Raw genomic sequence first — 24,343 nt, 5'->3', positions numbered from 1 at the left:
CAACTTGTAAACGCGCGTTCATAAAAATAAATTTAAAGAGGAGACGAAAATAATGAAATTTGGTTATTTTGATGATCTAAATAAGGAGTATGTCATTACTACCCCTCAGACGCCATATCCTTGGATAAACTATTTAGGCAGCCAAGAGTTTTTTGGTTTGATTTCCAATACTTCCGGTGGATATTGTTTCTATAAAGATGCAAGATTGAGAAGGATTACAAGATATAGATATAACAATATTCCTTTAGATAGCAACGGAAGATATTACTACGTTTATGATGGAGGAGATTATTGGACACCGGGCTGGATGCCAGTAAGAAAAGAACTTCAAAGCTATGAATGCAGACATGGTCTTGGCTACACTTCCATAACCGGAAGAAGAAATGATGTAGAAGTAAATCAATTTATTTTTGTACCTCTTGATTTTACAGGTGAAGTGCATAAGGTTACAGTGAAAAATGCTTCAGCAGAAGTTAAAAATATCTCACTTTTCTCCTTTGTTGAATTCTGTCTTTGGGATGCACATGATGATACAACTAATTTCCAAAGAAACTTCAGTACAGGTGAAGTGGAAATAGAAGGCTCTGCAATTTATCATAAGACAGAATACAGGGAAAGAAGAAACCACTATGCTTTCTATTCTGTAAATACTAAAATAGATGGTTTTGAAACAGACCGAGAATCCTTCCTAGGTATGTACAACGGCTTAGAGGCTCCAAAGACTGTTGTAAATGGCAAGGCAAGTAATTCTGTAGCCAGTGGATGGTCACCAATAGCTTCTCACCAGATAAATCTTTCATTACAGCCTGGCGAAGAAAAGGTATTGGTCTTTGTATTAGGCTATGTGGAAAACAAGGAAGAAGAAAAGTGGGAAAGACCAGGCATTATCAATAAGAAAAATGCTATAGCAATGCAGGAAAAGTTCAGTACCACAGAAGCGGCAGATAGAGCAATCAGCGAATTAAAGGACTACTGGGCAGCGCTTCTGTCAAAGTACACTTTAGAAAGCAACGACAAAAAGCTTAACCGTATGGTAAATATTTGGAATCCATATCAGTGTATGGTTACCTTTAATATGTCCAGAAGTGCTTCCTACTTCGAATCCGGAGTAGGCAGAGGCATGGGATTCAGAGACTCTAACCAGGATTTGCTTGGCTTTGTTCATCAAGTACCTGAAAGGGCAAGAGAGCGTATATTGGATATTGCAGCCACACAGTTTGAAGACGGAAGTGCATATCATCAGTATCAGCCACTTACTAAGAAAGGAAACCATGATATTGGAAGTGGCTTTAACGATGACCCACTATGGTTAATTCTAGGAGTGGCAGCTTATATAAAGGAAACCGGCGACTACAGCATATTAGATGAACAAGTTCCTTTTGACTGCAACCAAGACAATACAGCCAGCTTATTTGAACATTTGAAGTGTTCCTTCTATCATGTGGTAAATAATCTTGGACCTCATGGATTACCTCTTATAGGCAGAGCGGACTGGAATGACTGTCTGAACTTAAACTGCTTCTCAAAGAATCCGGGAGAATCCTTCCAGACTAGCGGTCCTTCAGAAGGTCCGGTTGCAGAGTCTGTATTTATAGCAGGTATGTTTACCTTCATCGGAGAAGATTACGTGGCTCTTTGCAAGTATAGGGGTCTTCATGATGAAGCAGCTGAAGCAAAAGAGCACATAGAAAAGATGAAAAAAGCCGTAATAAAGTATGGTTATGATGGAGAATGGTTCCTAAGAGCTTACGATGCAGAAGGTAAAAAGGTTGGAAGCAAGGAATGCGAAGAAGGACAAATATTCATTGAGCCACAGGGCTTCTGTGTCATGGGTGGAATAGGTGTTGAAGAAGGGTTAGCACAAAAGGCCTTAGATTCTGTTAAGGAAAGATTGGATACTAAGTATGGTATTGTACTTCAAAACCCTCCATACTCAAAGTACTATTTGAATCTTGGAGAGATATCCAGCTATCCACCGGGATATAAGGAAAATGCAGGTATATTCTGTCATAACAATCCATGGATTGCAATTGCAGAAACTGTTATAGGAAGAGGTAACAGAGCCTTTGAAGTATACTCAAAGATTGCTCCGGCTTACCTGGAAGATATAAGTGAAATACACAGGACAGAACCATATGTATATTCACAGATGATAGCCGGAAAAGATGCAGTACGTCATGGAGAAGCAAAGAACTCTTGGTTAACCGGTACTGCTGCTTGGAACTTTGTGGCTATATCACAATGGATTCTTGGCATTCAGCCTGATTATAACGGTTTAAAGATAAATCCATGTATTCCAAAGGAATGGGACGGCTATACTATAACACGTCAATTTAGAGGAGACACATATAAAATCACTATAGAAAATCCAAACCATGTGTCTAAGGGGGTGAGCGCTATTTGGGTAGACGGAAAGCAGATCGAAGGAAATATACTACCGGTGTCTGGTGATGGCAAAGAGCATCAAGTAAAGGTGCAAATGGCTTAGTTAAATAGAATAAGTAATAGGGCCATTCTGCTTATTTGAAAGAAGTTGCGAAGCACTTTTTTAATTAGTAATGAGTGATGAGTAATGAGTAATCATGGATGAAATTACTCATTACTCACTGCTCATTACTCATTTAGAAAATTACGTTGTGACGCAATTTTCTTTTTAGGCGCAGCATTCCCTTATATAAAAAAGAGCTGCCGCTCTTTTTTTATTTTGTGCCCCAGTCTCTTTTGTGATGGTATCTATTTTATAAAAGGATATTGCAATGGGGTAAGAAGATTCTGCTTTTCATCTTCAACACTTATCCAATCACTTTTTAATATGCCACCGGTATCATGAGACTCCGGATTCAGGCACCAGAAAGTCCAGTTAAGCTTATTGGCTTTAATATATTTTGATAACTCAAAGAACCATATGCCTTCAATCTCTTCGGATTCAGCTATCTTTCTTCCTCCGAACTCTCCCAATAAAACTGGAGCTATATTTTCTTTATGTATATATCCCCAATACTTGTCCCATTTTTTAGTCATATTATTTGGGAAGTCACTATCATGAAAATAGCTTTGATCATGAACTGAGGTAGAATATTCATGAACTGAATAGACCAGTCTGTTCTTTACCTTGAGTTTTATAGGGTGCTCAGCGGCGCCTATTAGATTACTTCCCCACCAGTTATAATCTCCATTATAACTTTCAATTCCTTCCACAATGATCAGCCAATTTGGATTAACTTCTAAAATAGCATTACCACATTTCTCGGCAGCCATTTTCCAATCTGTATTTGGGTCTCCTGTTCCCCATGTAGCTGCACCATGAGGTTCATTGTGTAAATCAGCTCCAATTACAGCAGGATTATCTTTATATCTCTGCGCTAGTATTACCCAATCCTCAATCCACTTTTCCTCAGAAATCTTATTATTATACCACAATTCCGATTGACCGGAAGCTGTCGGTCTATGCCTATCTAAAATTATTTTTATATCCCGCTTGCCACATTCTTCAATAAGTTTATCCATTATCTGAAGAGGTTTTAATCCTTTAATTTCAGGATTTAGTTCATCATTTACGCTGCCGGCTATACGGCCTTCCTGAAATATATCATTGGAAAAAGGAAGTCTGATGGTGTTATATCCTAGGGCCTTTATCTGATCAATGATTTCTATCATATTTCTACGCTCAAGACCTCTGGGAGCATTTGTGTATTCCTCAAAGCCGAACCAGTTGATTCCTGATAGGTGAACCTCATTTCCTGAGCTATCAATAATTTTATTACCGTCAGTTGCCAAGAAACCTTCCTTTGGTAACTTAGAATTGTATCTTGTGTAAAGAACAAATCCGGCACAGGCTAAAGCTAGGACTACCGAGGCAAAAACTATTTTTTTCTTCATTAACTTTCCCTCCATGCAAACACATAATAATTTCATTATACATTTTAGGGGACTAAAAAATAGTTTACAAAATTACGATTATATAAATAAAAATTCAGTATTTTATATTTTTAGATATACAACTTAGAAAAGTAGACACAGTTATTGTTTTGAAGTGCACAGGAGATAAAGTTTAACGTATGATCTATATAAACTGAAAATATTACCATAAAATCGGAAGATTTTATAGTAATATTAATTACAATTATGTAGTAAAATTATGAAGATAATGTAGAAACGGGTGATTAAGGAATGAAGGGGTACAAAAGGGATATATTAAGTTTATTGCTGTGTGTTTTTCTTGTTTTAACTACAGGTTGTGGAGGAAGTGATAAGAAAACTGTTAATACATCTGTAGAAGAAAATCAAATTTATAAAGATAATACATATTCAACAGAAGATAGAGTTAAAGACTTATTGAGCAAGATGAATGTAGATGAGAAGATAGGACAAATGGTTCAGGCTGAGAGAGTAAACATAACACCGGAAGAGGTAAGAAAGTATTATATTGGCTCCGTATTTAGCGGTGGAGGATCAACACCAAAGGATAATTCCCCTAAAGGCTGGATTGAAATGATCAAGCAATATCAGCAGGGAGCGGCTAATACAAGATTAGGAATACCGATTATATATGGTGTGGATGCAGTACATGGTCACAATCTTGTAAAAGATGCTGTTATTTTTCCTCATAATATTGGCTTAGGAGCTGCTAATAATACGGAGTTAATGAAGAAAATTGCCTCAGTAACAGCAGAAGAAATGCTTGCAACGGGTGTAACCTACAATTTTGCTCCCTGTGTAGCTGTTACTAAGGATTTAAGATGGGGCAGATATTACGAGGGCTATAGTGAGAAGGTAGATATTGTGAAGAACCTTTCTTCTGCCTATATTAATCAACTTCAAACTTATAACGTTGCAGCAACGGCGAAACATTATATTGCTGACGGTGCAACAGAATGGGGTACCGGAGATAACGGCTACAAGATTGACCAAGGTAATGTTGAAATTGATGAAGATAAACTGTTCAAAGAAGAGCTTGCGCCCTATGATGAGGCTGTTAAGTCAGGCGTAAAATCTATTATGGTTTCATTTTCTAGTGTAAACGGTATTAAAAATCATAGTAACAAATATCTGATTACAGAAGTATTAAAAGGAAAGTTAGGCTTTAAAGGTTTTGTAATAACTGACTGGGAAGGAATACATCAAATTCCCGATGCAGAATTTGAGGAACAGGTTGTTATTGCAGTAAACGCTGGTATAGATATGCTCATGGAGCCAAACAAGTGGAAAGATGCTGTTAGTGCACTAAAGAAGGCCGTGAATAACGGGAAAATTACTATGGAAAGAATCGATGATGCTGTTGCAAGGATTCTAACTGTAAAATTTGATTTAGGACTATTTGAAAATGGTCTTGGTGATGAAAAACTAATTAGAAATGGTTTTGGGTCTAAGGAACATAGAGAAGTAGCTAAAGAAGCCGTTAGAGAATCACTTGTGCTATTAAAAAATGATGGGGTATTGCCCTTAAAGAAAAGCCAAAAAATCTATGTTACCGGTCCTGCAGCTGATAGTGTGGGGCTGCAGTGCGGTGGATGGACCATAGACTGGCAGGGAAATATGAGACAAACCTCCGGAACAACTATCTTGAAGGGCTTTAAGAATATTGCTGAAAAGCATGGCGGAACAATAATAACGGATATAGAAAAGGCAAAGGACGCTGATGTTGCTGTGGTAGTAATAGGTGAAGAAAGCTATGCAGAAGGTCAAGGTGATGATGGTAGCTTGGGCCTGGACAATGGAATGGCCTTGAAAGGAAACATAGAGGCTTTGGAAGAGGCGAAAAAGCTAAATAAACCTATAGTGACTATCATGGTATCCGGTAGACCGAGAATAGTAACTGAATACTTAAAGGATTGGAACGCATTTGTTGAAGCATGGCTCCCCGGAACTGAAGGGGAAGCTCTAGCAGAGGTACTTTATGGTGATTATAACTTTAAGGGTACCCTTCCGGTAACATGGCCCAAAAACAGCCATAATCTGCCTATAAAAGAGGAAAATATATTATTTCCTATAGGCTATGGCCTTAAATATTAGGAGTAGAGATAGGGAATTGAAGACATGTGGGATTTCAATTCCCTATGCGTGTTTTCCTTACATTGAATTGTGCTTTAGCTTTCGTTATAATAATTTTAACGGTGGAGTTAAATGATTATAGTTTTTATTATGCCATACAATCATATATAACAAAGCAATAGATACTCATTGTGAAAACGTAATCAGCAGTCTTTCTCATCACCATAGAAAATTAGCATCCATGAAAGCACAAGTTCTGGTTAAGAAAGGGGTCAATAATTATGAAGACTCAGGCAAAAGGAATTTTAAAGAAAACTGCATTCTTAAGTGTCATAACTTTGGTCCTACTTTCCTGCAGTTATGACAAAAATTTTGTGAAGGAAACTGATATGGGCAAGGAAAAAAATAAATCAAGCTGGCAAGATGATACATCGCCTATTACCTTTGATTGGTACATAAATTATTCATGGTTTACAACTGCATGGGGAAATAATGAAGTATCTAAATATGTTACAGAGAAGACAGGGGTAAGCATAAATTTTATGACACCAAAGGGGGATGAAGCAGAGAACTTAAGGACTATGCTAGATAAAGGCAGGCTTCCTGATTTCATAACCTTGAGTGCATGGGATGACGGTTATAAAAACATAATAAAGAGCGGATTGGCATTGTCGCTTGATGAATTGTCCGAGCTGTATGACCCATACTTTTTTAAGGTAGCAGATATGCAAAAGCTTGAATGGTATAGACAAAGTGATGGACATGTTTATTGTTATCCTAATTATTCCCTGCCAATAGAAGATTATGAGAACTATAAAGAGGACAGAAAACCATCCAATCAAACCTTCTTAGTACGGAAGGATATATATGAGACCTTAGGAAAGCCTGACATGAGGACACCTGAAGGATTTCTGAAGGCCCTGGAAGAAGCAAAAAATAGATTTCCTATGGTAGGCGAAGAGTCCCTGATTCCTTTGGGAATGCATGAATTTACTAAGAGTGGAAACCTGTCCATTGATAGTATTTTGCCAAATTTCTTAGCTGTACCCTATGAGAAGGATGGAAAGTTATATGATAGGTATACTGACCCAGAACTTATTAGATGGCTAAAAACCTTAAGAAAGGCCAATGAACTAGGACTTTTAGCAGAAAATATCTTTTATGAAAGTAGAGCTCAAATTGAGGAAAATATAATTAAAGGCAGATATTTTGCCATGATCTATCAGAGATCCGATTTAGAGGTTCAGCAGTTAGCCCTATATGCTAAGGACAAAAATAAAATTTATATTCCTGTTGATGGACCGGCCAATTCTAATCTTGACCAGCCTACTTTGGCAGGGGATAGCATTTCTGGCTGGACTGTAACTTTAATTTCGAAAAATTGCAAGGATCCGGAAAGAGCTATTAAGTTTTTAAGCTATTTGATCAGTGAAGAGGGAAATAAGGACTTATATTTAGGAAAACAAGGGGCAACTTGGGATATTATTGATGGTAAGGAGCAATTTGTTCCGGAAGTTCAACAGCTATTAGAAAGAGACAAGATAGCTTTTGATAATAAATACGGGGCAGGAGAGACTTATTGGATGCTGATGGATACTAATTATATTCAGAAGTGGGCAGTGCCTAAGCCTGAAGCTTTAAAAGTATTACAGGATTGGCCAAAAGGAAAGACGTATAATTTTTCAGTGTATGATCAAACAAATCCGTATGGAGAATCAGAGGAAGCTATTATATTTTCAAAAGTAAATACAAAGTGGCAGGAGACATTAAAGCTGCTACTCCTTGCAAAAGACGATGAGGAATTTGACAAAATATTTAACCAATATGAAGAATATGCAGAGAATCATGGCAATGAAAAGGTAATTCAATATAAGCAAAGAAAGTTTGAAGAAAACAAAAAAAAACTAGGCATTAAATAGTGATTAGACCGGGAGCTGGTTAAATGAAAAGAATCGTAGGAATGTTTATAGAAAAGATAAGCAAAATACTTGCGGATAGAAGTTTGATGAAAAAATCCATGGCAGTTTATATTCCAATAATTGCTATACCAATAGTTGTATTTTATATATATGCTTATCAGTCACTTTCTTCTAATGCACGAAAGGATGCTATAGCAGAACTAAATTACGAAATCAATGTTGAGTCTGATGCCATTGAAAAAAATATGTACATAATGAGGAATATAGTCAGCACCGTTGATCGTGATAAGAAACTGCTGGATTTTATTGCCTTTGAAGAAGATAAGGATGTAAGATATCTTATAAGTTTCAGCGATGAAAAATATAAACAACTGATAGGATTGCAGAATAATAACCCGGCTATTAAGCAAATAAACATATTTTCAAGAAATTCAAACATCAATGAGTTCTGGCCAATTATTTATGCGGAAAAAAGAGTGGCTCATAACAATTGGTATAAAGAAGTTTTGAGTAAAGATGGGGCTGAATATTGGAATATTAATCACTACGATGATGACATTAAGACTGAGACAATGTTTCATGAACAAAACAGTGATTTAATTGTATCATTAAATAAGGTTATGAAGTATTCGGGGAGCAGTATTGGGGTTATAAGAGTAACCATGAAGGCTGAAGATTTCTTTCCTAATATGTACAAAGAAGAAAAATTGAGTAAAAGACAGATGTATTTGATTAATAAAAATGACCTTACTATAAAAACAAATGAAAAAAACACCGTAATCAATGATTATGGGTTCGATATAGTTAGGTTTAAGGAGTTTCTTAAAGGCAAACTGACTGGTGGAAGAGGTGAAACAACATACAGTCAAGATGGAGAAGAATATGTTGTACTTTTTAAAGAAGCACCAATGGTGGATAATTATCTAGTAAGTATAATTCCCGTAGGGAGCATTACACAGAGTATAACAGAATCAATGAGTGTATTGATTTTTGTAGCTGTACTCTGCTTAATTCTTCTTTCAATAATCATATATTTTGCTACCAAAGCATTATTAAGAAGATTCTATATTATATTGAAAGCTGTTAAGCAAGTGAGAACCGGTGACTTAATGCCTGCAATACCGGTATACGGCACTGACGAGATAGGGGTGCTGGCCCATAACCTGAGGCAGATGATGAAGACCATTGACACATTGATCAAAGAAAGCATAAACAAGGAAGTTATGACCAAGGAAGCAGAGCTAAGAGCTTTAAAAACCCAGATAGATGCACATTTCCTCTATAACACCCTTGAAAATATTAGAATGATGGCAGTAGTTGAGGAAAACTTTATGGTATCGGATTGCTTAGCATCCTTAGGGGATATGATGAGATACAACATGAAATGGAACAATGAGTTTGTACCTCTTAAAGAGGAACTTAACCACATTAAAAACTATGTAGCCTTAATGACCCTGAGATATGACTATAGAATTAATCTAAAAGTAGATATAGATAGTACATTTTTAGATAAATTAATTTTGAAGCTAACAATTCAACCTTTGGTAGAAAATGCAGTTAAACATGGAATATCAGAAAAGTTGAGGGATGGGGATGGAAATGTTGTGATATCTATAGATTGTGATGACACTTCTATATACTTATCCGTTGAAGATGATGGAAGAGGCATGGATGATGAAGATGTGAAAAAATTGCAAGATCATATATATGGTAATATGAGTACAAGCTATGGGCTTGGACTAAAAAATGTGAATGAAAGAATTAAGCTGTTCTATGGCGATAAGTATGGTATTACAGTTGAATCAAAGATAGGAGCTTACACAAAGATAATAATGAAATTGCCTAAACAGGACAATTAGTACAAACAAATCAAAGACTTAGCAACGGATTTAGGGGGGATAAATGTGTACTCAGTGATGATTGTTGATGATGAGCCTATCATTCGAATGGGATTAAAAAAGATCGTCAATTGGGAGGAGTATGGCTTTAGGATTGTATGCGAAGCACGAGATGGGGAAGATGCTCTAGGTAAGTTAAATGAGCATCAGGTGGATTTTATTGTGACAGATATTAGAATGCCTAAGCTTAGCGGCATTGATCTATTAAGAGAGATAAGAGAAAGGGGATTAAAAGTTGAAGTCCTGCTCCTAAGCGGCTATGATGATTTTTCGTATGCCCAGCAGGGACTTAGGTTAGGGGCCTTTGACTATATTTTAAAACCGCTGGATGCTTCAAAATTGAAGAGTACTCTGGTGAATGCCTTCAAAAAGCTGTCAGAAAAAGATAAAGAATATCATGAACTGAATATGAATAAGTTAATATCAAGGGAAAAAATACTCTATGACCTTTTAAGAGGCAAAAACCTCATTATGATGGATGAGTACATTTCACAATACAATCTTCCTTTGATTAAAGGCAAAATCCAGGTGGCCATCGTTGAGATTAATGATATTGTAACAAACAGCCAGTTATTGATTGATAACCACTTAAGAGATGAATTGGAAAAGTCAGTTAGTCATTTGATAGAAGATGAATTGTATAAAAGTAAGATAGACAACTATTCCATATTGGACGAAGATTTGGGAAAAAAATTTATTATAGTTCAAACTGATAAAGAAATTGATATTTCTGTTTTTAATGATGACTTTGTCGCTGTTTTAAATAAAATTCTTAAAGCAAGCAATGAGGAATTAGGCACTGAACTCAATATAGCTGTGGGAAATCCATATAACCAGCTATACTCTATGCATAAGAGCTATTTGAATGCTAAGGAAGCATTGAAGTATAAATATGTGATTGGTACAAACAAGCTCATTCATATAAGTGAATTGGCACAGTTAAAACAGGAGAATTTCATATATCCTATTGAAAAGGAGAACGTATTGATAACAGCAATCATCCTTGGAAAAGAAAGTGAAACTTTGACAGCTCTTAAAGAACTAATAAAGCAGATTATTGAGATATCAAGTCTCGATGCATTCAAAATTAATCTAGCCTTCACTCAATTGGTAAGCAATGTGTACAATAATGTACTTAAGAAATACAGTTTTTTAAAAGATGTATATGATTTAAGTAAGATAATGAATATTGGCTTCTTGGGTATCCAAACTTTGAGTGAAGTTGAAAAGAAACTGACAGATAATATAACCTCATTAGTGAGTGTCATAAAAGAATACAATTTAAACAGAAATGATAACATAGTTCAAAGAGCCTGTGAGTATGTTTTGAATCATATAGAAGAAGATATAACCTTGTCATCCATATCCGAAAATCTTAATATCAGCAAAAATTACTTTTGCTCTATATTTAAGCAGCAAACCGGAGAAAACTTTTTAGAGTATGTAACTAGGGCAAAGATGGAAAGAGCGAAGATTTTACTGAGAAAGCATGACTACAGGGTCTATGAAGTAAGTGAGGCTCTTGGCTATAAGGAAACTGCATATTTTAGCAGAATTTTTAAAAAACACTTTAATTGTACTCCAGCTGAATATAAAAAGAATGATATCTAACAATTTAGAGATTCAGAAAAGAATCTCTTTTTTGTGTTTGTAAATGTTTAATTAAGTAATTTTTTATAACTTTATCGTAATTTCCTACCATTCTTCATTTAAGGTAATTAAAGTATTATAAAAGTGTAAATAAAATAAAGGGAGGAAAAATGAATGAAAAAAAGATTGCTTTCGTCATTATTGGCATGCATGCTGGCTGTTAGCTTAGCTGGATGCGGAAAAAAAGAAGAAGAGAAGCCTGCAAATAGTGGCGGCTCAACTAATCAAGAACAGAAAAACGAAGAAACTCCTAAAAAGGATGTAAATCTGAGCATTTGGATTATGCCTAACAGCGGAACGCCGGAAGAAGATTTTATGAAAGTTATCCAGCCATTCTTAGATCAAAATCCTCACATAAAGGTTACACCAACTGTTCTGGACTGGGGTTCAGCTTGGACAAAGATAACTGCAGCAGCAACTAGCGGAGAAGCACCAGATATTACGCAGTTAGGTACAACCTGGGTATCAGCAGTAGGAGCGATGGATGCTTTAGAAGACCTTACTCCATACTACAAGGATTTTGGAGGAGAAGAAGCTTTTGTTAAGGCAACTTTACCTACTACTGGAATAGAGGGACAAAGCGAGAAATATGCAGTGCCATGGTTTATAGACTCAAGAGCATTATTCTATAGAAAAGATGCCTGTGAAAAAGCAGGGGTTGATCCAACAAAGGATTTTGCTACCTGGGACAGCTTCAAAGAAGCTTTGAAGAAGTTAAACGGTGTTGAAGTAGATGGCAAGAAGATGGCTGCACTAGGAATGCCAGGTAAGAATGACTGGAACGTTGTACACAACTTTGCTTGGTGGATTTGGGGAGCAGGTGGAGAGTACATAAAAGACGGAAAAGCTACTATCAATGCTCCAGAAGCAGTTGAAGGTATCAAATATTATACTGAACTGGCAGTAGAGGGCTTAATGTCAAAAGCTGCTCTGGAAAAGAACTCAGCAGAAGTTGAAGCCCTATTCAATGCAGGTGAATATGCAACAATTTTCTCCGGAGCTTATTTTGCAAAGACAATTAACCAAGAATATGAAAAAGACAGCGAAAAGGCTTTAGATCCTAAAAAAGTTGGTGTTGCATTAGTTCCTGAAGGTCCAAAGGGAAGATATGCCTTCTTTGGTGGAAGTACTTTAGCAATGTTTAAATCTTCTAAGAATAAGCCTGAAGCAGCTCAATTAATAGCATTCTTAGCTTCAGCAGATGCACAGGTTGAATATGCTAAATTACATGGTAATTTACCAGCTAATGCTAAGTCTTTCGAAAATCAATTTATTATGGATGACCCAATGCTTTCAGTATTCAAAGAACAGTTACCATACGGAAAAGCATATCCATCAATTCCTGGATGGGCTCCGTCAGAAGGATTACTCCAGAAGGGATTGTCCAACGTATGGGATAATGCTTTGGGTGTAAACGGAGCTTACGATGCTGCTAAGACACAAGCCGAATTAGATGCAGCAGCTAATGATGTTAATGCAGTATTAAATCAATAAAATAGACATTATTAAGAATTATACAGGGGACTAGCCCCTGTATAATTCTTATGGGTATTCAAGGGGGGGCCGTATGAAAATAGAAAAAAATGAAGTTGTCTATACAGAGCATAAGTATAGTTTGAAAGAGAATATTCGTAGAAATAAATTTGCATATGCACTAATAGCTCCTGCAATAGTTGCTATGTTAATTGTGCAGCTGATTCCCATGGCACAAGGCCTGTATTTTTCCGTACTAAAACTCAATCAATTTACTTTAAAAAAGTTTTTAAGCGCACCTTTTGTTGGTTTTGAAAATTTTAATAGAGTTTTATTTGATCCATCTAGTAATATGCGTTCAGGTTTTTTAGAGGCTCTTAGAAACACCGGGATATATGCTGTAATATGTAGTTTTATGGTTCTAGCAATAGGTCTTGCTGCAGCAATGGCGGTAAACAGAGAATTCAAATTCAGAGGGTTGGCAAGAACTTTACTATTGACACCTTGGGTTGTGCCTTCCTATGTAGTTGGTATGTTATGGGGATTTATGTGGCAGCAGGATACAGGAATAATTAACAGAATATTAGTGGACTGGTTACACATACTTCCGGATAGGCCCTTTTGGCTAACTGGTTCTAATGTACTATGGGCCATAATTATACCTACCATCTGGAGAAATGTTCCTCTTGTTATGATCATGCTTTTAGCTGGGCTTCAGAATATATCTGAAGATTATTATGAGGCAGCCGAAATTGATGGGGCCAGCAGTATACAAAAGTTCCGTCATATTACATTACCACTGCTAAAGCCTATTATAGGTGTCCAATTACTATTTGCTATGATCAATTATATTTATTCATATAACATAGTTTCCATGATGTTTGGACATGGTGCCGGATATCCAGGCAAATGGGGAGATTTATTGATGACTAATATTCAAAGAAATTCCTTTGGAACTTGGAACTTTGGTGCCGGAGCAGCAGCAACAATAGTGGTAATGATATGCGTACTTGCTGTTGTTGGTCTTTGGTATAGAGTATTTAGAGATAGTTTGGTGGTGGATGAATAATGAGTATGAGTTACGCAGAGAACATAAGAAGAAAAAAGAAAATAAAGCGGGCAGTTGCAAACACTGTACTTATTGTAATGATTACTTTAAGTGTCTTTCCTATATTTTGGATGGTACTGAGTTCATTAATGACACAAGGAGACCTGGCAACAGGAAAGATTGGAAAACCAATCAATTGGCAGAATTATGTGGAGATGTGGCAGAATATTAACTTCTTCGCATATTTTAAAAACAGTTTGATCATTTGTGGGATAACCACAATGATTACACTGAGCTTAGCTGTATTTGCTGGCTATGCTGTTGCTAAGTATAAGTTCCCCGGCTCAGGTATATTTGGAGGTACCGTTCTTGCCACTCAAATGATTCCGGGAATGATGTTTTTACTGCCCTTGTATATGATGTTTATAAAATTTCAAGAAAGTACCGGTATAAGAATTGTAAATACCTATCCGGGGGTAATAATCACCTATTCAGCATTCTTTATTCCATTTAGTATATGGATATTAAGAGGTTTCTTCGCAACCATACCGAAGGAGTTAGAAGAAGCAGCACGTATTGATGGATGTACAAAGTTTGGAGCCTTTATAAGAGTGATATTGCCGGTATCTACTACCGGTATCATAGCAACAGGCATATATATATTCCTTATGGCCTGGGATGAATTACTCTTTGCATGGGTTCTTACAACGGATATTTCTACTCAGACAATACCGGTGGGTATAAGATTGTATGTTGGAAATTATCAGAACAGATATGATTTAATGATGGCTGCAAGCGTTGTATCCACAATTCCGGTTCTTATAATGTTCTTCTCACTTCAAAAGAAATTTATTAGCGGTATGACCGCAGGGGCTGTTAAAGGATAGAGAGAATTTTTAAAAGCTGGGGCCCTATATATGCCCCTATCTTTACATAAGAGAATGATGCACAAAAACAAATTAGAGTAATAGGATGAGTGATTAGTATGTTAAAAAAGAACTTGTCAATAAATAAATTTCAAAAGAGAGTAAAGCCCAAATTAAGACTTTTTTCAATAAAGGACTTAAAGATAGGACTAAAATTAAATCTAAGTTTCTTAATACTAATTTCCATATCACTAATTATAGTTTCATTAATCTCCTATACTCAGTTTTCAAAAATAATAATTGATCAAAACAAGAATAACTTAGTGGAATTAATGAAGCAAAAGGGCGAGAGTATTAATAGATCCTTGCAAGAACTTGACAAAGACTTTAAGGCTGTAGCAAACAATGACAGTCTAGGAGAAAAAGTAGCAAAGTATAGTTCTATGGAGCGAGGAAAAAAAGTGCAAACTTCAGACCAGATATATAAGTATTTGGATGATACTTTTAAAACAAGTATGGATATTGCAGATATGTTTATTGTCTCCAATAGTCAGGACATATTTTACTACGGAGGAAGCGGACGTGATAAAGACTATGATATCTTCTCCGACCCCTACTATGTTGACTTTATAAATAGTGAAAAGGATTCATTAAAGACGATCCCCTATGTCAGTGCACATTCTCTTACCAATCAAATGTCGCCAAGAATTATAACCGCATTTTACAGAATGAGAATATCAACCAGTTTGAAAAGTATTGGTAACTTGGTTGTCAATCTTAAGGAAGATTATCTTTACAATTTGATTAAAGATATGAAGGTTGACTATAACACAAAAGTTATTATTCTTGACTCAGATAACAATATAGTAATGGATCCAAGCAACAGGGCTGAAAATGGTAATAAGTATGCCATAGATATTTCAAGCTATGTTGCAGATAATGAAAATCACTGGTTTAATAAAGAAATAGACAAGGAAATGAATCTGGTGACCTACTACAAGTTTACAAATACCGATTGGATATTGGTTGGACTCACACCCATCAGTAATATGACAAAGACAGCTTCATCAATAAGACTTCTAATGCTAATAATAGGTTTAGTAAGTTTAGCGCTGGCTTTTTTCCTTTCCACCTTTATTACTAAAGATATCACTAAAGGAATAAAAGAGCTTATTGCCAGGATGGATAAGGTAAAAACCGGTGTCTTGGCTATAGATAGCTTACCAAACCGTAAGGATGAAGTAGGGTTGTTAGGGGACAGGTTCGTAGATATGCTTGAAAGCTTTAGGGAATCTATAAAGGATATCAATACATTATCAGGTATAACCTCCGAGGCGGCGGACGAAATTTCAGTTAATGCTACTAAAAACTTTGAGGAATTTGAGAATCTATCTATAAAGATAATGGAGATTCACAATAAAAGCAAAAATCAAAATAATGATGTTCATAAGATAAACCAAATAACCACCGAACTATCTAATAAAATTGAGGAAATTTTGAGTTATTTCAATACAATTGGCTCTAGAATTAATAATACAAAGGCCTTGACTGGTGAGGGCAAAGATTCTGTAACTGATTTAAAAGATAAGTCATATAAGGTTGCAGACATAATTGACAATATTGCAGCTATGTCTACTGAATTAAACAGTGAATTTAAGGAGATAGGCAAAATAACTGAGGCGGTTAAGGGAGTTGCAAAGCAGACAGATCTTCTGGCATTAAATGCTGAAATAGAAGCAGCCAGATTAGGTGAACAAGGTAAGGGGTTTGGAGTTATTGCTAAATCTGTAAAACAACTGGCTGCAGAGACAAGTAATTCTACAAAGTATATAGAGTCAATAATAAATAAACTGAAAGATAAGATTAAAGAACTTAACGAAGCCATTAATATATCTGAACAATTTATGAAGGAACAGGTTCATTCCGTGGAAGATACCACAGAGAGCTTCGATGCTATTGCACACACTATGGAAGAAATGGTTAGACAAATTCTCATTGTCAAAGATGAAATCGAAAACATCAATAATACAAGAGAAGATATCAATAAAATAATGGACATATTAAGTTCCAGCTCTGAAGATAATGTTGCGGTTAGTAAAGAAATTGCAGTATCTGCGGAAGAAAAGGAAAACCTGAACGAAGAATTGGTGGAATTGTCCAAGCATCTGAAGGAATTGGCGGTTGATGTAGAAAGTAAGGTTCAGAAGTTTAAACTTTAAAATTTTATAAAAGGAGGTAACATTTTATGAAGTTGAAGAAGCTAGTAGCCCTATGTACCTTTTTAACGTTCTTCAGTACGAGTATACCGGCTTTTGCTGCAGAATCCACAGCTTTAGAGGGCGAAAGATTGGGTGGCAAGAACAGATACGAGACATCAGCAAAAATTTCGGCATACGGATGGAAGAATGGATCAGACTATGCTTTGGTAGCAAGCGGTGAAGACTTTCCTGATGCATTATGTGCAGTGCCTTTGGCAAAAAAATATAATGCACCACTTATTCTAACTTACAAAGATGCTTTGTCTGCGGAAACTAGGGCTGAGCTTAACAGACTGAAAGTTAAAAATGTAATTATAGTTGGAGGGCCCGGGGCAGTATCCCAAAGGGTTGAAGAGGCTATATCCAATACTCTATCTGTAAAGCCTGTGGTAAAAAGAATCTGGGGACAAGATAGATTTGAAACCTCCGCAAAGATAGCTGAGGAATTAGGAGGAAGTAAGACGGCATTCATAACTAATGGATATAGTTTTGCAGATGCCTTATCCGTTTCAGCCGTAGCAGGGCTTAAGGGGGCACCAATACTCTTAACCGGTAAAGATGTGATGCCTGAACCCATAGGTAAGCTATTAACGGAGTCCAAGCCCGTTGACCTATATGTTATAGGAGGGATTGGTGTTGTTAGCGAAACTGTTGAGAAGAATCTGAATAAGACAACTGGAGGAACTGTAAACAGAATTGGAGGCAGTGACAGATACGAAACTAACCTTGCTGTTTTAAAAGCCTTCGAAAATGATATCAAATATGACAACGTTTTTTTTGCAGTGGGATATGGACCTAACGGTAATGAATTTGCCGATGCCCTATCCGGAGCTGCTCTGGCAGCACTAAAGGGCTCACCTGTGATTCTAACCTATAAGTCACTGCCTAAAGTAATAGAAGATTATATAAAGGATAAGGTAAAAGGTAATACTGTGCCTATAGCTTTAGGTGGTTCAGCTGTAGTACCAGACAGTATAGTAGCAAGTGTAAGCAAACATGTTGCAGCAGCTAAGGAGAAAGAAAATAACGTAACAAAGCCCGGAGAAAATCCAGCAACTAACCCTGGTGAGAACACCGGTGATAATCCCGGTAGCAACCCTGGGGATAATCCTGGTACAAACCCCGGAAATGGCCACGAACCAGAAACACCAATGTGGACTATGGTATGGAATGATGAATTTGACGGAAATGGTTTAGATTTGACCAAGTGGAAATATGACGTAGGTAACTGGGGAGTTACAGATGATGGATATCCTTACCAAGGCTGGGGAAACAATGAGAAGCAGAACTATAAAGAAGGTGAAAACAATATAACAGTAAAAGACGGAGAACTAATTATTACTGCTAAAAAAGAAGAAAGCTACGACCAGTATGGAGGGCCCTATGAGTACACTTCAGGAAAGATTAAAACCAAGGGATTATTTGAGAAAAGGTATGGAAAGTTCGAGATAAAAGCAAAACTTCCCGCAGGTAAAGGCTTATGGCCGGCTATTTGGATGCTCCCTGCAAAGGAAGAATATGGCGGATGGGCAGCATCCGGTGAAATTGACATAATGGAGGCTTGGGGCAGCAGAACAGATGCTGTAAGAGCAACGCTGCACTATGGAAAGGTAACTCCCAATAATGTAAACAGTGGTAAAAACAGTGACCAAGACGAAGAGTTTAAAGCTAAGTATCCGGATTTTGACACAACCGAATACCATGTTTACTCATTAGAATGGGAACCTGGCGAATTCAGATGGTATATTGACGGACAGATGTACCATAAAATCAATGACTGGTACAGCATAGGTGAGAATCAGCCGGATAAGTTTGCATACCCTGCACCATTTGACAAGCCATACTACTTAATGTTGAACTTAGCAGTCGGTGGCAACTGGGATGGTGACCCTGATGCTGAAACTCCTTTCCCAAGTTCTATGGTAGTAGATTATGTAAGAGTTTATGAAAAGACAGGAGAACCGTACAGAACACCCATAGATTATTCAACTGAAAAGCAGGAATATACACCTGATGCAAAGCTGCCTAAGGGCGATGGAAACTTTGTGTATAACAGTAACTTTGATGAGAATATTGACGGAGAAGAGTGTATTGAAGGTGTACCTAATACATCTTATTGGACTTTCTTACAATTACCTGAATTTAGAGGCAAGGCCTCTGTGGCTATAGAGAAAATAGGCGACAGAAATTTTGCACACATTGATATAGAGGAAAAAGGAAATCAAGATTACTCCTTACAGTTAATACAAAGAGTTACTGTAGGTACTGCTAGGGCTTATAAATTAACCTTTGAAGCAAAGGCAGCCGCTGAAAGAAATATCAAGGTTAAGGTTGGCGGAGATGAAAGCAGAGGATATACATTATATTCTGAAAACTATACAGTACCGTTGACCACAGAGGTTAAAGAATATTCATACACCTTTACTATGGATTCAAGAACGGATAACAGAGCCAGACTTGAATTTAATGTAGGAAATAATACAGAGGATGTATGGATTGGTAATGTTAGAATGGAAGAAGTAGAGCCTGAACCTAAAAATTATAACACGGTAAAAAAGCCAATGCAGAATGGTGAGCATATCTATAATGGTTCCTTCGATTTAGGGGATATGACCAGAATGAACTATTGGAACTTTAAGGTGAATGATGGCCAGGCGGTTGCTTCTGTGGACCCAGATGCAAGAGAGTTAAAGGTTAATATAACAGATGGTAGTCAGAATGCAGAGGCTATTACTCTAGATCAGCAGGGACTGGAGCTGAGAGAAAAATGTACCTATAAGGTATCCTTCAAAGGCAGATCAGATAGGGGAGAAATGCCAATAAAAGTACACATGACCAATGCTGACGGTAGTGTGGAATATTCAGAAATACAAGAATTTACATTGACTTCAGATATGCAGGAATACAGTTTTGAATTCAAAGCTTCCACAACGGATAAAAACTCAAAATTGACAATATATCTTGGTGGTGAAAGTAAGACAATATATCTGGATAATATCTCAATGATTAAAACAGAGGATTACATTGTAGGCGGTCAGCTTATTGAAAATGGTACTTTTGATTCAACAATAGAACCTTGGATAATAAACGGTGCCTCTGGTGGTTGGGAAGATGGAAAAGCTAGGATAGACATAAACAACGTTGGAAGCAATCCTTGGGATGTTCAGCTGTTATTAAAGCCGTTAAATTTAACTAAAGGAAATGTGTATAAGCTATCCTTTGATGTAAGTTCTTCTGCAGATAGACCAATTGAAGCCGTTTTACAGAAGAGCAGTGATGATTATGCGGTTTACTATAGCACAACTGTGAATGCAACGGCAGCTTCAAGACATTATGAATTTGAATTCACTATGAACAGTGAAACAGATTTACAGACACAATTTGTGTTTAACCTTGGAAAGGTTGGCAGCGAATCGGAACAATTAGGTGACCATACTGTATACTTTGACAATATCTCCTTAATTGATACTTCTGCTACTAATACAGGAAAGCAACTTTTAGCTAATACTAATTTTGATACAGACATAGCGCCATGGATACGAACCATAGCAAATTGGGAAGGTGGTCCAGGGGCTGATGCAGATATATCAGTAGAAGATGAACAAGCAAAGTTCAGTATAAGAAACGTAGGAAATGAAAATTGGAATGTTCAATTAAAGTCAGAGTCTATAACTCTGACCCAAGGTAAGATATACAAATTATCCTTTGATGTAAAAGCATCAGTGCCAAGGGATGTTGAAGTTGTAGTCCAAAATGGAGTGAATTACTCAACTTATCTTGCAAAAACCATGCAAACTGCTGAACAAGGAAAACACTACGAGTATGAGTTTACAATGGACTATGACACAGATTCAGAGGTAGTGGTAGCATTTAATGCCGGGAAAATTGGGGATAGTGATAAACTAGGAGAACATTTTATTTATCTTGATAACATATCCCTAATTGAAGTTGAAGAATAAACTGAACATCTTTGTAATTTTATTATTAGACCACATAGGATTAGTGAAAAGTAAATAGGTTAGTTAATATAGGGTTTTCATTACGAAAGTAAACTTAAACTAACACACCAAAGTTTGTCTAAAATATTTGAGGGCTTTGGTGTGTTTTTTAATAACTCGAAAAGATGATAAGTTTTTATCATAAAATCATAATTGTGTACCCTACTTCAGTGAAAGGAAATTAACTAAAATAATAGTTAAGTATAATATTTCTTAACTTGTTCAATAGCAAAAATAAAAATGTATGTTTAGGAGGTTTATTATGCAAGAGATAACAGCCAGAAAAATTCAGCAGACTCCAGAGATGATATTGAAGAAGGTATTTGAAGGAAAGATCAATGAGTATTCTATTATTGATGGTATATTCTATGACAGTACCTTTACGAAAGTTGTAGGGGTTGCTTGTCTGCCTATCAAAATTCCTGTAACCTTAGCACTGTTTAAAGATGCGGAGATTGCCAAGCTACTTGATACTGCTTTAAAAGATTGCCAATACCTAATGATTAAGCTTACCGACAATTTGGATAATGTAAGTCTTTTAATGAGTAATAATAACATAGAGACACAAAAGTTAGTACCTATGGAAATAAGCCATAAAATAAATTCAATTGTTCAAAAAATTACATATGGTGTAGGCTTCATTAATGAAGAAGGAGAACATGAAATAGACCTGCTTGCACCGGCGCCGGGACCTCACTTTTACACAAATCTGCTGTTGGGAAATAGAGTGGGCTATCCACATCCCCTTCAAACTACGCCTAAGAGTGTAGTGGATAAGTTAGGCAGGGGAAGTTTTAGATCTCATGCTGCAACTCAAGTACTTGCTACAAGATGGGACATGCTCCAGGAAGAAAACGGATTCCCTGCCAACCGTCAATTCTATATAGTGGAAGACGGTAAACAAATATTTTATTCAGCGAATGTTACTGATTCAAACATTGAGAGAGGGAAATGTATACACTCACAGAATCACACAAGAATTATATACAACACAAAGTGTGGACTGCAAATAGAAAGGTTGATCTTCTTATTAAATCAAGAAGAGAATATTCCTATAGCGGTTGAAGCTCAACAGATAAAAATAACCAATACTACCGATAGAATTAGAAACATAAAGGTAGTTTATACCGGCATGTTCGGCAGTGCTGCTCCTGGAGCTCTAATGGAGGACGTTCTATATAGTAATGTCATAATGCAGGCAAAAGTCTTGACAGACGATGAAGGTAGATTAATGGCTATTTCATCAGATTATTATCCCAAATATACTCACGGAGATTATAGATTCCATACTATGATTGCACATTCTGAAAGAGGCGCAGTATTGCCTACAGAGTTTTGTACAAGCTACAGCGAATTTGTGGGCAACGGATCTTTGGAGAGACCGGAAGGTTTATTTAAGTTAAGCAACAAGCTGTGCAGAAAAGGTCCAGGCTTTTTTGCTGCTAGCATTGACATAACTATACAGCCCTTATCACAAATGACTATCGATAACTTCACAGGATTAGTATCAAATAAGACGAATGATAATTTTAACGCGGATACCTTTAAAATAGAGATTCAAAATCTAATCAATAAATATAGTGATGGCAGAGAAATTATGAAGGCCTTTAATAAGAACAATGGCTTTATTAACAAATACAGAAGCTATTTACAGGTTTCCTCGGGAGACCGGGAATTTGATACTTATGTTAACAAAAATCTGCCCTTTCAGGTGCTCTATCAAACCTTTGTATCCCGTTCCTTTGATCAGACACAAAAGGGATATAGGGAAATTGGTTTCAGAGAGATACAGGATATATACGCCTCTATGTATTATTTCATCGGCATGGGGGAAAAAGAACTGGTTAAAAACCTGATAAAAGAATGGGCAGAAAAGGTGTTTGAGTTTGGATACGCTTATCATAACTTCTTCTGGGTTGGTAAGGAACCGGGAAAATGGTCAGATGACGGATTATGGCTGATTCAAGCGGTATATAGATATATAAATATTACAGGAGATATAGCCTTCTTAGATGAGCAGTGTGAAATTGGAGGCAGCAATCCGGTTAAAACCAGAAGCTTATATGAGACTATGAAGGCTATACTGAGATATTCCGGAGAAATTTCAATCGGAAAGCATGGACTGCCTCTACTGGACTTTGCTGACTGGAATGACTGCCTAAAGCTTGATAACAACTTTATTAATGGCGTTGAGAAGGAAAGATTATATAAGGAGCAGATAGCTAGAACAGGCAGAACCGGAGAACCTTTTGAAAGTGATTATTCGGAAAGTGTTATGAACGGATTTTTACTAAAGCTTGCCATAGATGAAATGATTAATCTATCAAAGGATAGGGAAGATGACGAGTATTACGCTAAATTAGAAAAACTTTCAAAAAGGCTTTATGATAATCTCCAACAATATGCATGGAAAGAAGATTTCTTTGCAAGGGTACTGTTTAATAGATACAAGGATGGGGAATTCACCTACCTTGGTGCAAAAGGGGACAAACTCTCAGCAGATCCAAATAAGGAAGGAGTATATTTCTTAAACTCCTTTAACTGGTCTGTCATAGCAGATTGTGCAAGGGAAGATCAAATAGAAACAATGCTTAACTCTATAGAAAAACATTTAAAGACCCCTTATGGAATAAAGCTAATAAGTCCGGCGGATTTAGAGAAAGTGGCTACTGGAACTGCCACAGGAGAGTACTTCCCGGGTGACAGAGAGAACGGCGGTATATTTAAGCATGCTACAATGATGGCTACCAGCGCAATGTTTAAAGCTGCCAAGAAAGTAAAGAATGCTGAGCTGGCTAAGAGGTTATCTAATACAGCATATTGGATGATTAATTTGGTTTTACCCTATAATACGATGAAGCATCCTTTTGAAACCTGCGGAAACCCAAGATTCTGTACTCAGTATAATAACAGTGATACCGGGGAAAACATAGGACCAACTCTCAGCGGTACATCTACTTGGCTTACGCTGTCATTATTTGATGCCTTCGGCGTTGAATATACTGCTGGAGGCATAGAAATAGATCCAATACTTATGGAAGAACAAACAAGTATAAACCTATTAATTAACACAGGTAAGGCTAGGTACAATATTAATATTAAAAAACCAAAAGGCTTCTACAGAATCCATGATTCAGAATACTCCATAGAGGTTGATGGGATGAAGGTGGCAAGTAATATAATAGAGAATTTTGAAGATGGAAAAGAACATAAGGTAGTGATAAGATTTAAATAAGCAAATG

The 24,343-nt window shown here is 36.6% G+C and carries 12 protein-coding genes; 11 read left to right on the top strand and 1 reads right to left on the bottom strand.

Going from position 1 to position 24,343, the window contains the following annotated elements:
* Window positions 1-52: 52 nt before the first annotated feature.
* A complete protein-coding gene (locus tag FHY60_RS12415) occupies window positions 53-2,488 on the top strand; it encodes a glycoside hydrolase family 94 protein (protein ID WP_139905342.1) in 2,436 nt (811 codons plus the stop codon).
* A 245-nt stretch (window positions 2,489-2,733) separates the two neighbouring features.
* On the opposite strand, the gene FHY60_RS12410 is transcribed toward FHY60_RS12415, so the two are convergent.
* Entirely contained in the window at window positions 2,734-3,879 is a 1,146-nt protein-coding gene (locus tag FHY60_RS12410) for a glycoside hydrolase family 5 protein (RefSeq protein WP_207671422.1), read from the bottom strand.
* Window positions 3,880-4,170: 291 nt separating this feature from the next.
* Here FHY60_RS12410 and FHY60_RS12405 point away from each other — a divergent pair, with 291 nt between their 5' ends.
* The 10 genes from FHY60_RS12405 to FHY60_RS12360 all read left to right on the top strand — a co-directional run bounded on the left by FHY60_RS12405 (window position 4,171) and on the right by FHY60_RS12360 (window position 24,336).
* Window positions 4,171-6,012, top strand: a complete 1,842-nt coding sequence (locus FHY60_RS12405; protein WP_139905340.1) for a glycoside hydrolase family 3 protein — start codon at window positions 4,171-4,173, stop codon at window positions 6,010-6,012.
* A 260-nt stretch (window positions 6,013-6,272) separates the two neighbouring features.
* Entirely contained in the window at window positions 6,273-7,910 is a 1,638-nt protein-coding gene (locus FHY60_RS12400) for an extracellular solute-binding protein (protein ID WP_139905339.1), read from the top strand.
* A gap of 23 nt (window positions 7,911-7,933) precedes the next feature.
* Window positions 7,934-9,769: a cache domain-containing sensor histidine kinase gene (locus tag FHY60_RS12395; protein WP_139905338.1), complete on the top strand. Its 1,836-nt coding sequence runs from the start codon at window positions 7,934-7,936 to the stop codon at window positions 9,767-9,769.
* 45 nt (window positions 9,770-9,814) lie between these two features.
* Window positions 9,815-11,419: a response regulator gene (locus tag FHY60_RS12390; RefSeq protein WP_139905337.1), complete on the top strand. Its 1,605-nt coding sequence runs from the start codon at window positions 9,815-9,817 to the stop codon at window positions 11,417-11,419.
* 153 nt (window positions 11,420-11,572) lie between these two features.
* Window positions 11,573-12,952, top strand: coding sequence for a sugar ABC transporter substrate-binding protein (locus FHY60_RS12385; RefSeq protein WP_139905336.1), 1,380 nt, complete (start codon window positions 11,573-11,575; stop codon window positions 12,950-12,952).
* A gap of 73 nt (window positions 12,953-13,025) precedes the next feature.
* Window positions 13,026-14,000, top strand: coding sequence for a carbohydrate ABC transporter permease (locus tag FHY60_RS12380; RefSeq protein WP_139905335.1), 975 nt, complete (start codon window positions 13,026-13,028; stop codon window positions 13,998-14,000).
* On the top strand, window positions 14,000-14,866 hold the full coding sequence (locus FHY60_RS12375; protein ID WP_139905334.1) for a carbohydrate ABC transporter permease: 867 nt from the start codon (window positions 14,000-14,002) through the stop codon (window positions 14,864-14,866). The genes FHY60_RS12380 and FHY60_RS12375 overlap by 1 nt, the downstream gene beginning before the upstream one ends.
* A 98-nt stretch (window positions 14,867-14,964) precedes the next feature.
* Entirely contained in the window at window positions 14,965-17,064 is a 2,100-nt protein-coding gene (locus FHY60_RS12370; protein ID WP_139905333.1) for a methyl-accepting chemotaxis protein, read from the top strand.
* Between the two features lie 26 nt (window positions 17,065-17,090).
* Window positions 17,091-21,062 (top strand): cell wall-binding repeat-containing protein, encoded by a 3,972-nt coding sequence (locus tag FHY60_RS12365; protein ID WP_139905332.1) that lies wholly within the window; start codon window positions 17,091-17,093, stop codon window positions 21,060-21,062.
* Window positions 21,063-21,363: 301 nt separating this feature from the next.
* Entirely contained in the window at window positions 21,364-24,336 is a 2,973-nt protein-coding gene (locus FHY60_RS12360; RefSeq protein WP_139905331.1) for a GH36-type glycosyl hydrolase domain-containing protein, read from the top strand.
* Window positions 24,337-24,343 lie beyond the last annotated feature (7 nt).

The sequence above is a fragment of the Clostridium thermarum genome, from assembly GCF_006351925.1.
Classification (GTDB): Bacteria; Bacillota; Clostridia; order Clostridiales; family Clostridiaceae; genus Clostridium_AU; species Clostridium_AU thermarum.
The sequence above is the reverse complement of the archived record's forward strand: the minus strand, read 5'-3'. Positions and strand labels throughout refer to the sequence as shown.

Bases quoted from the DNA above. Each gene is read 5' to 3' on its own strand.
- FHY60_RS12385 (WP_139905336.1), top strand. From the start codon at position 11,573: ATGAAAAAAAGATTGCTTTCGTCATTATTGGCATGCATGCTGGCTGTT.
- FHY60_RS12375 (WP_139905334.1), top strand. From the start codon at position 14,000: ATGAGTATGAGTTACGCAGAGAACATAAGAAGAAAAAAGAAAATAAAG.
- FHY60_RS12370 (WP_139905333.1), top strand. From the start codon at position 14,965: ATGTTAAAAAAGAACTTGTCAATAAATAAATTTCAAAAGAGAGTAAAG.
- FHY60_RS12360 (WP_139905331.1), top strand. From the start codon at position 21,364: ATGCAAGAGATAACAGCCAGAAAAATTCAGCAGACTCCAGAGATGATA.
- FHY60_RS12365 (WP_139905332.1), top strand. From the start codon at position 17,091: ATGAAGTTGAAGAAGCTAGTAGCCCTATGTACCTTTTTAACGTTCTTC.
- FHY60_RS12410 (WP_207671422.1), bottom strand. From the start codon at position 3,879: ATGAAGAAAAAAATAGTTTTTGCCTCGGTAGTCCTAGCTTTAGCCTGT.
- FHY60_RS12395 (WP_139905338.1), top strand. From the start codon at position 7,934: ATGAAAAGAATCGTAGGAATGTTTATAGAAAAGATAAGCAAAATACTT.
- FHY60_RS12380 (WP_139905335.1), top strand. From the start codon at position 13,026: ATGAAAATAGAAAAAAATGAAGTTGTCTATACAGAGCATAAGTATAGT.
- FHY60_RS12400 (WP_139905339.1), top strand. From the start codon at position 6,273: ATGAAGACTCAGGCAAAAGGAATTTTAAAGAAAACTGCATTCTTAAGT.
- FHY60_RS12415 (WP_139905342.1), top strand. From the start codon at position 53: ATGAAATTTGGTTATTTTGATGATCTAAATAAGGAGTATGTCATTACT.
- FHY60_RS12405 (WP_139905340.1), top strand. From the start codon at position 4,171: ATGAAGGGGTACAAAAGGGATATATTAAGTTTATTGCTGTGTGTTTTT.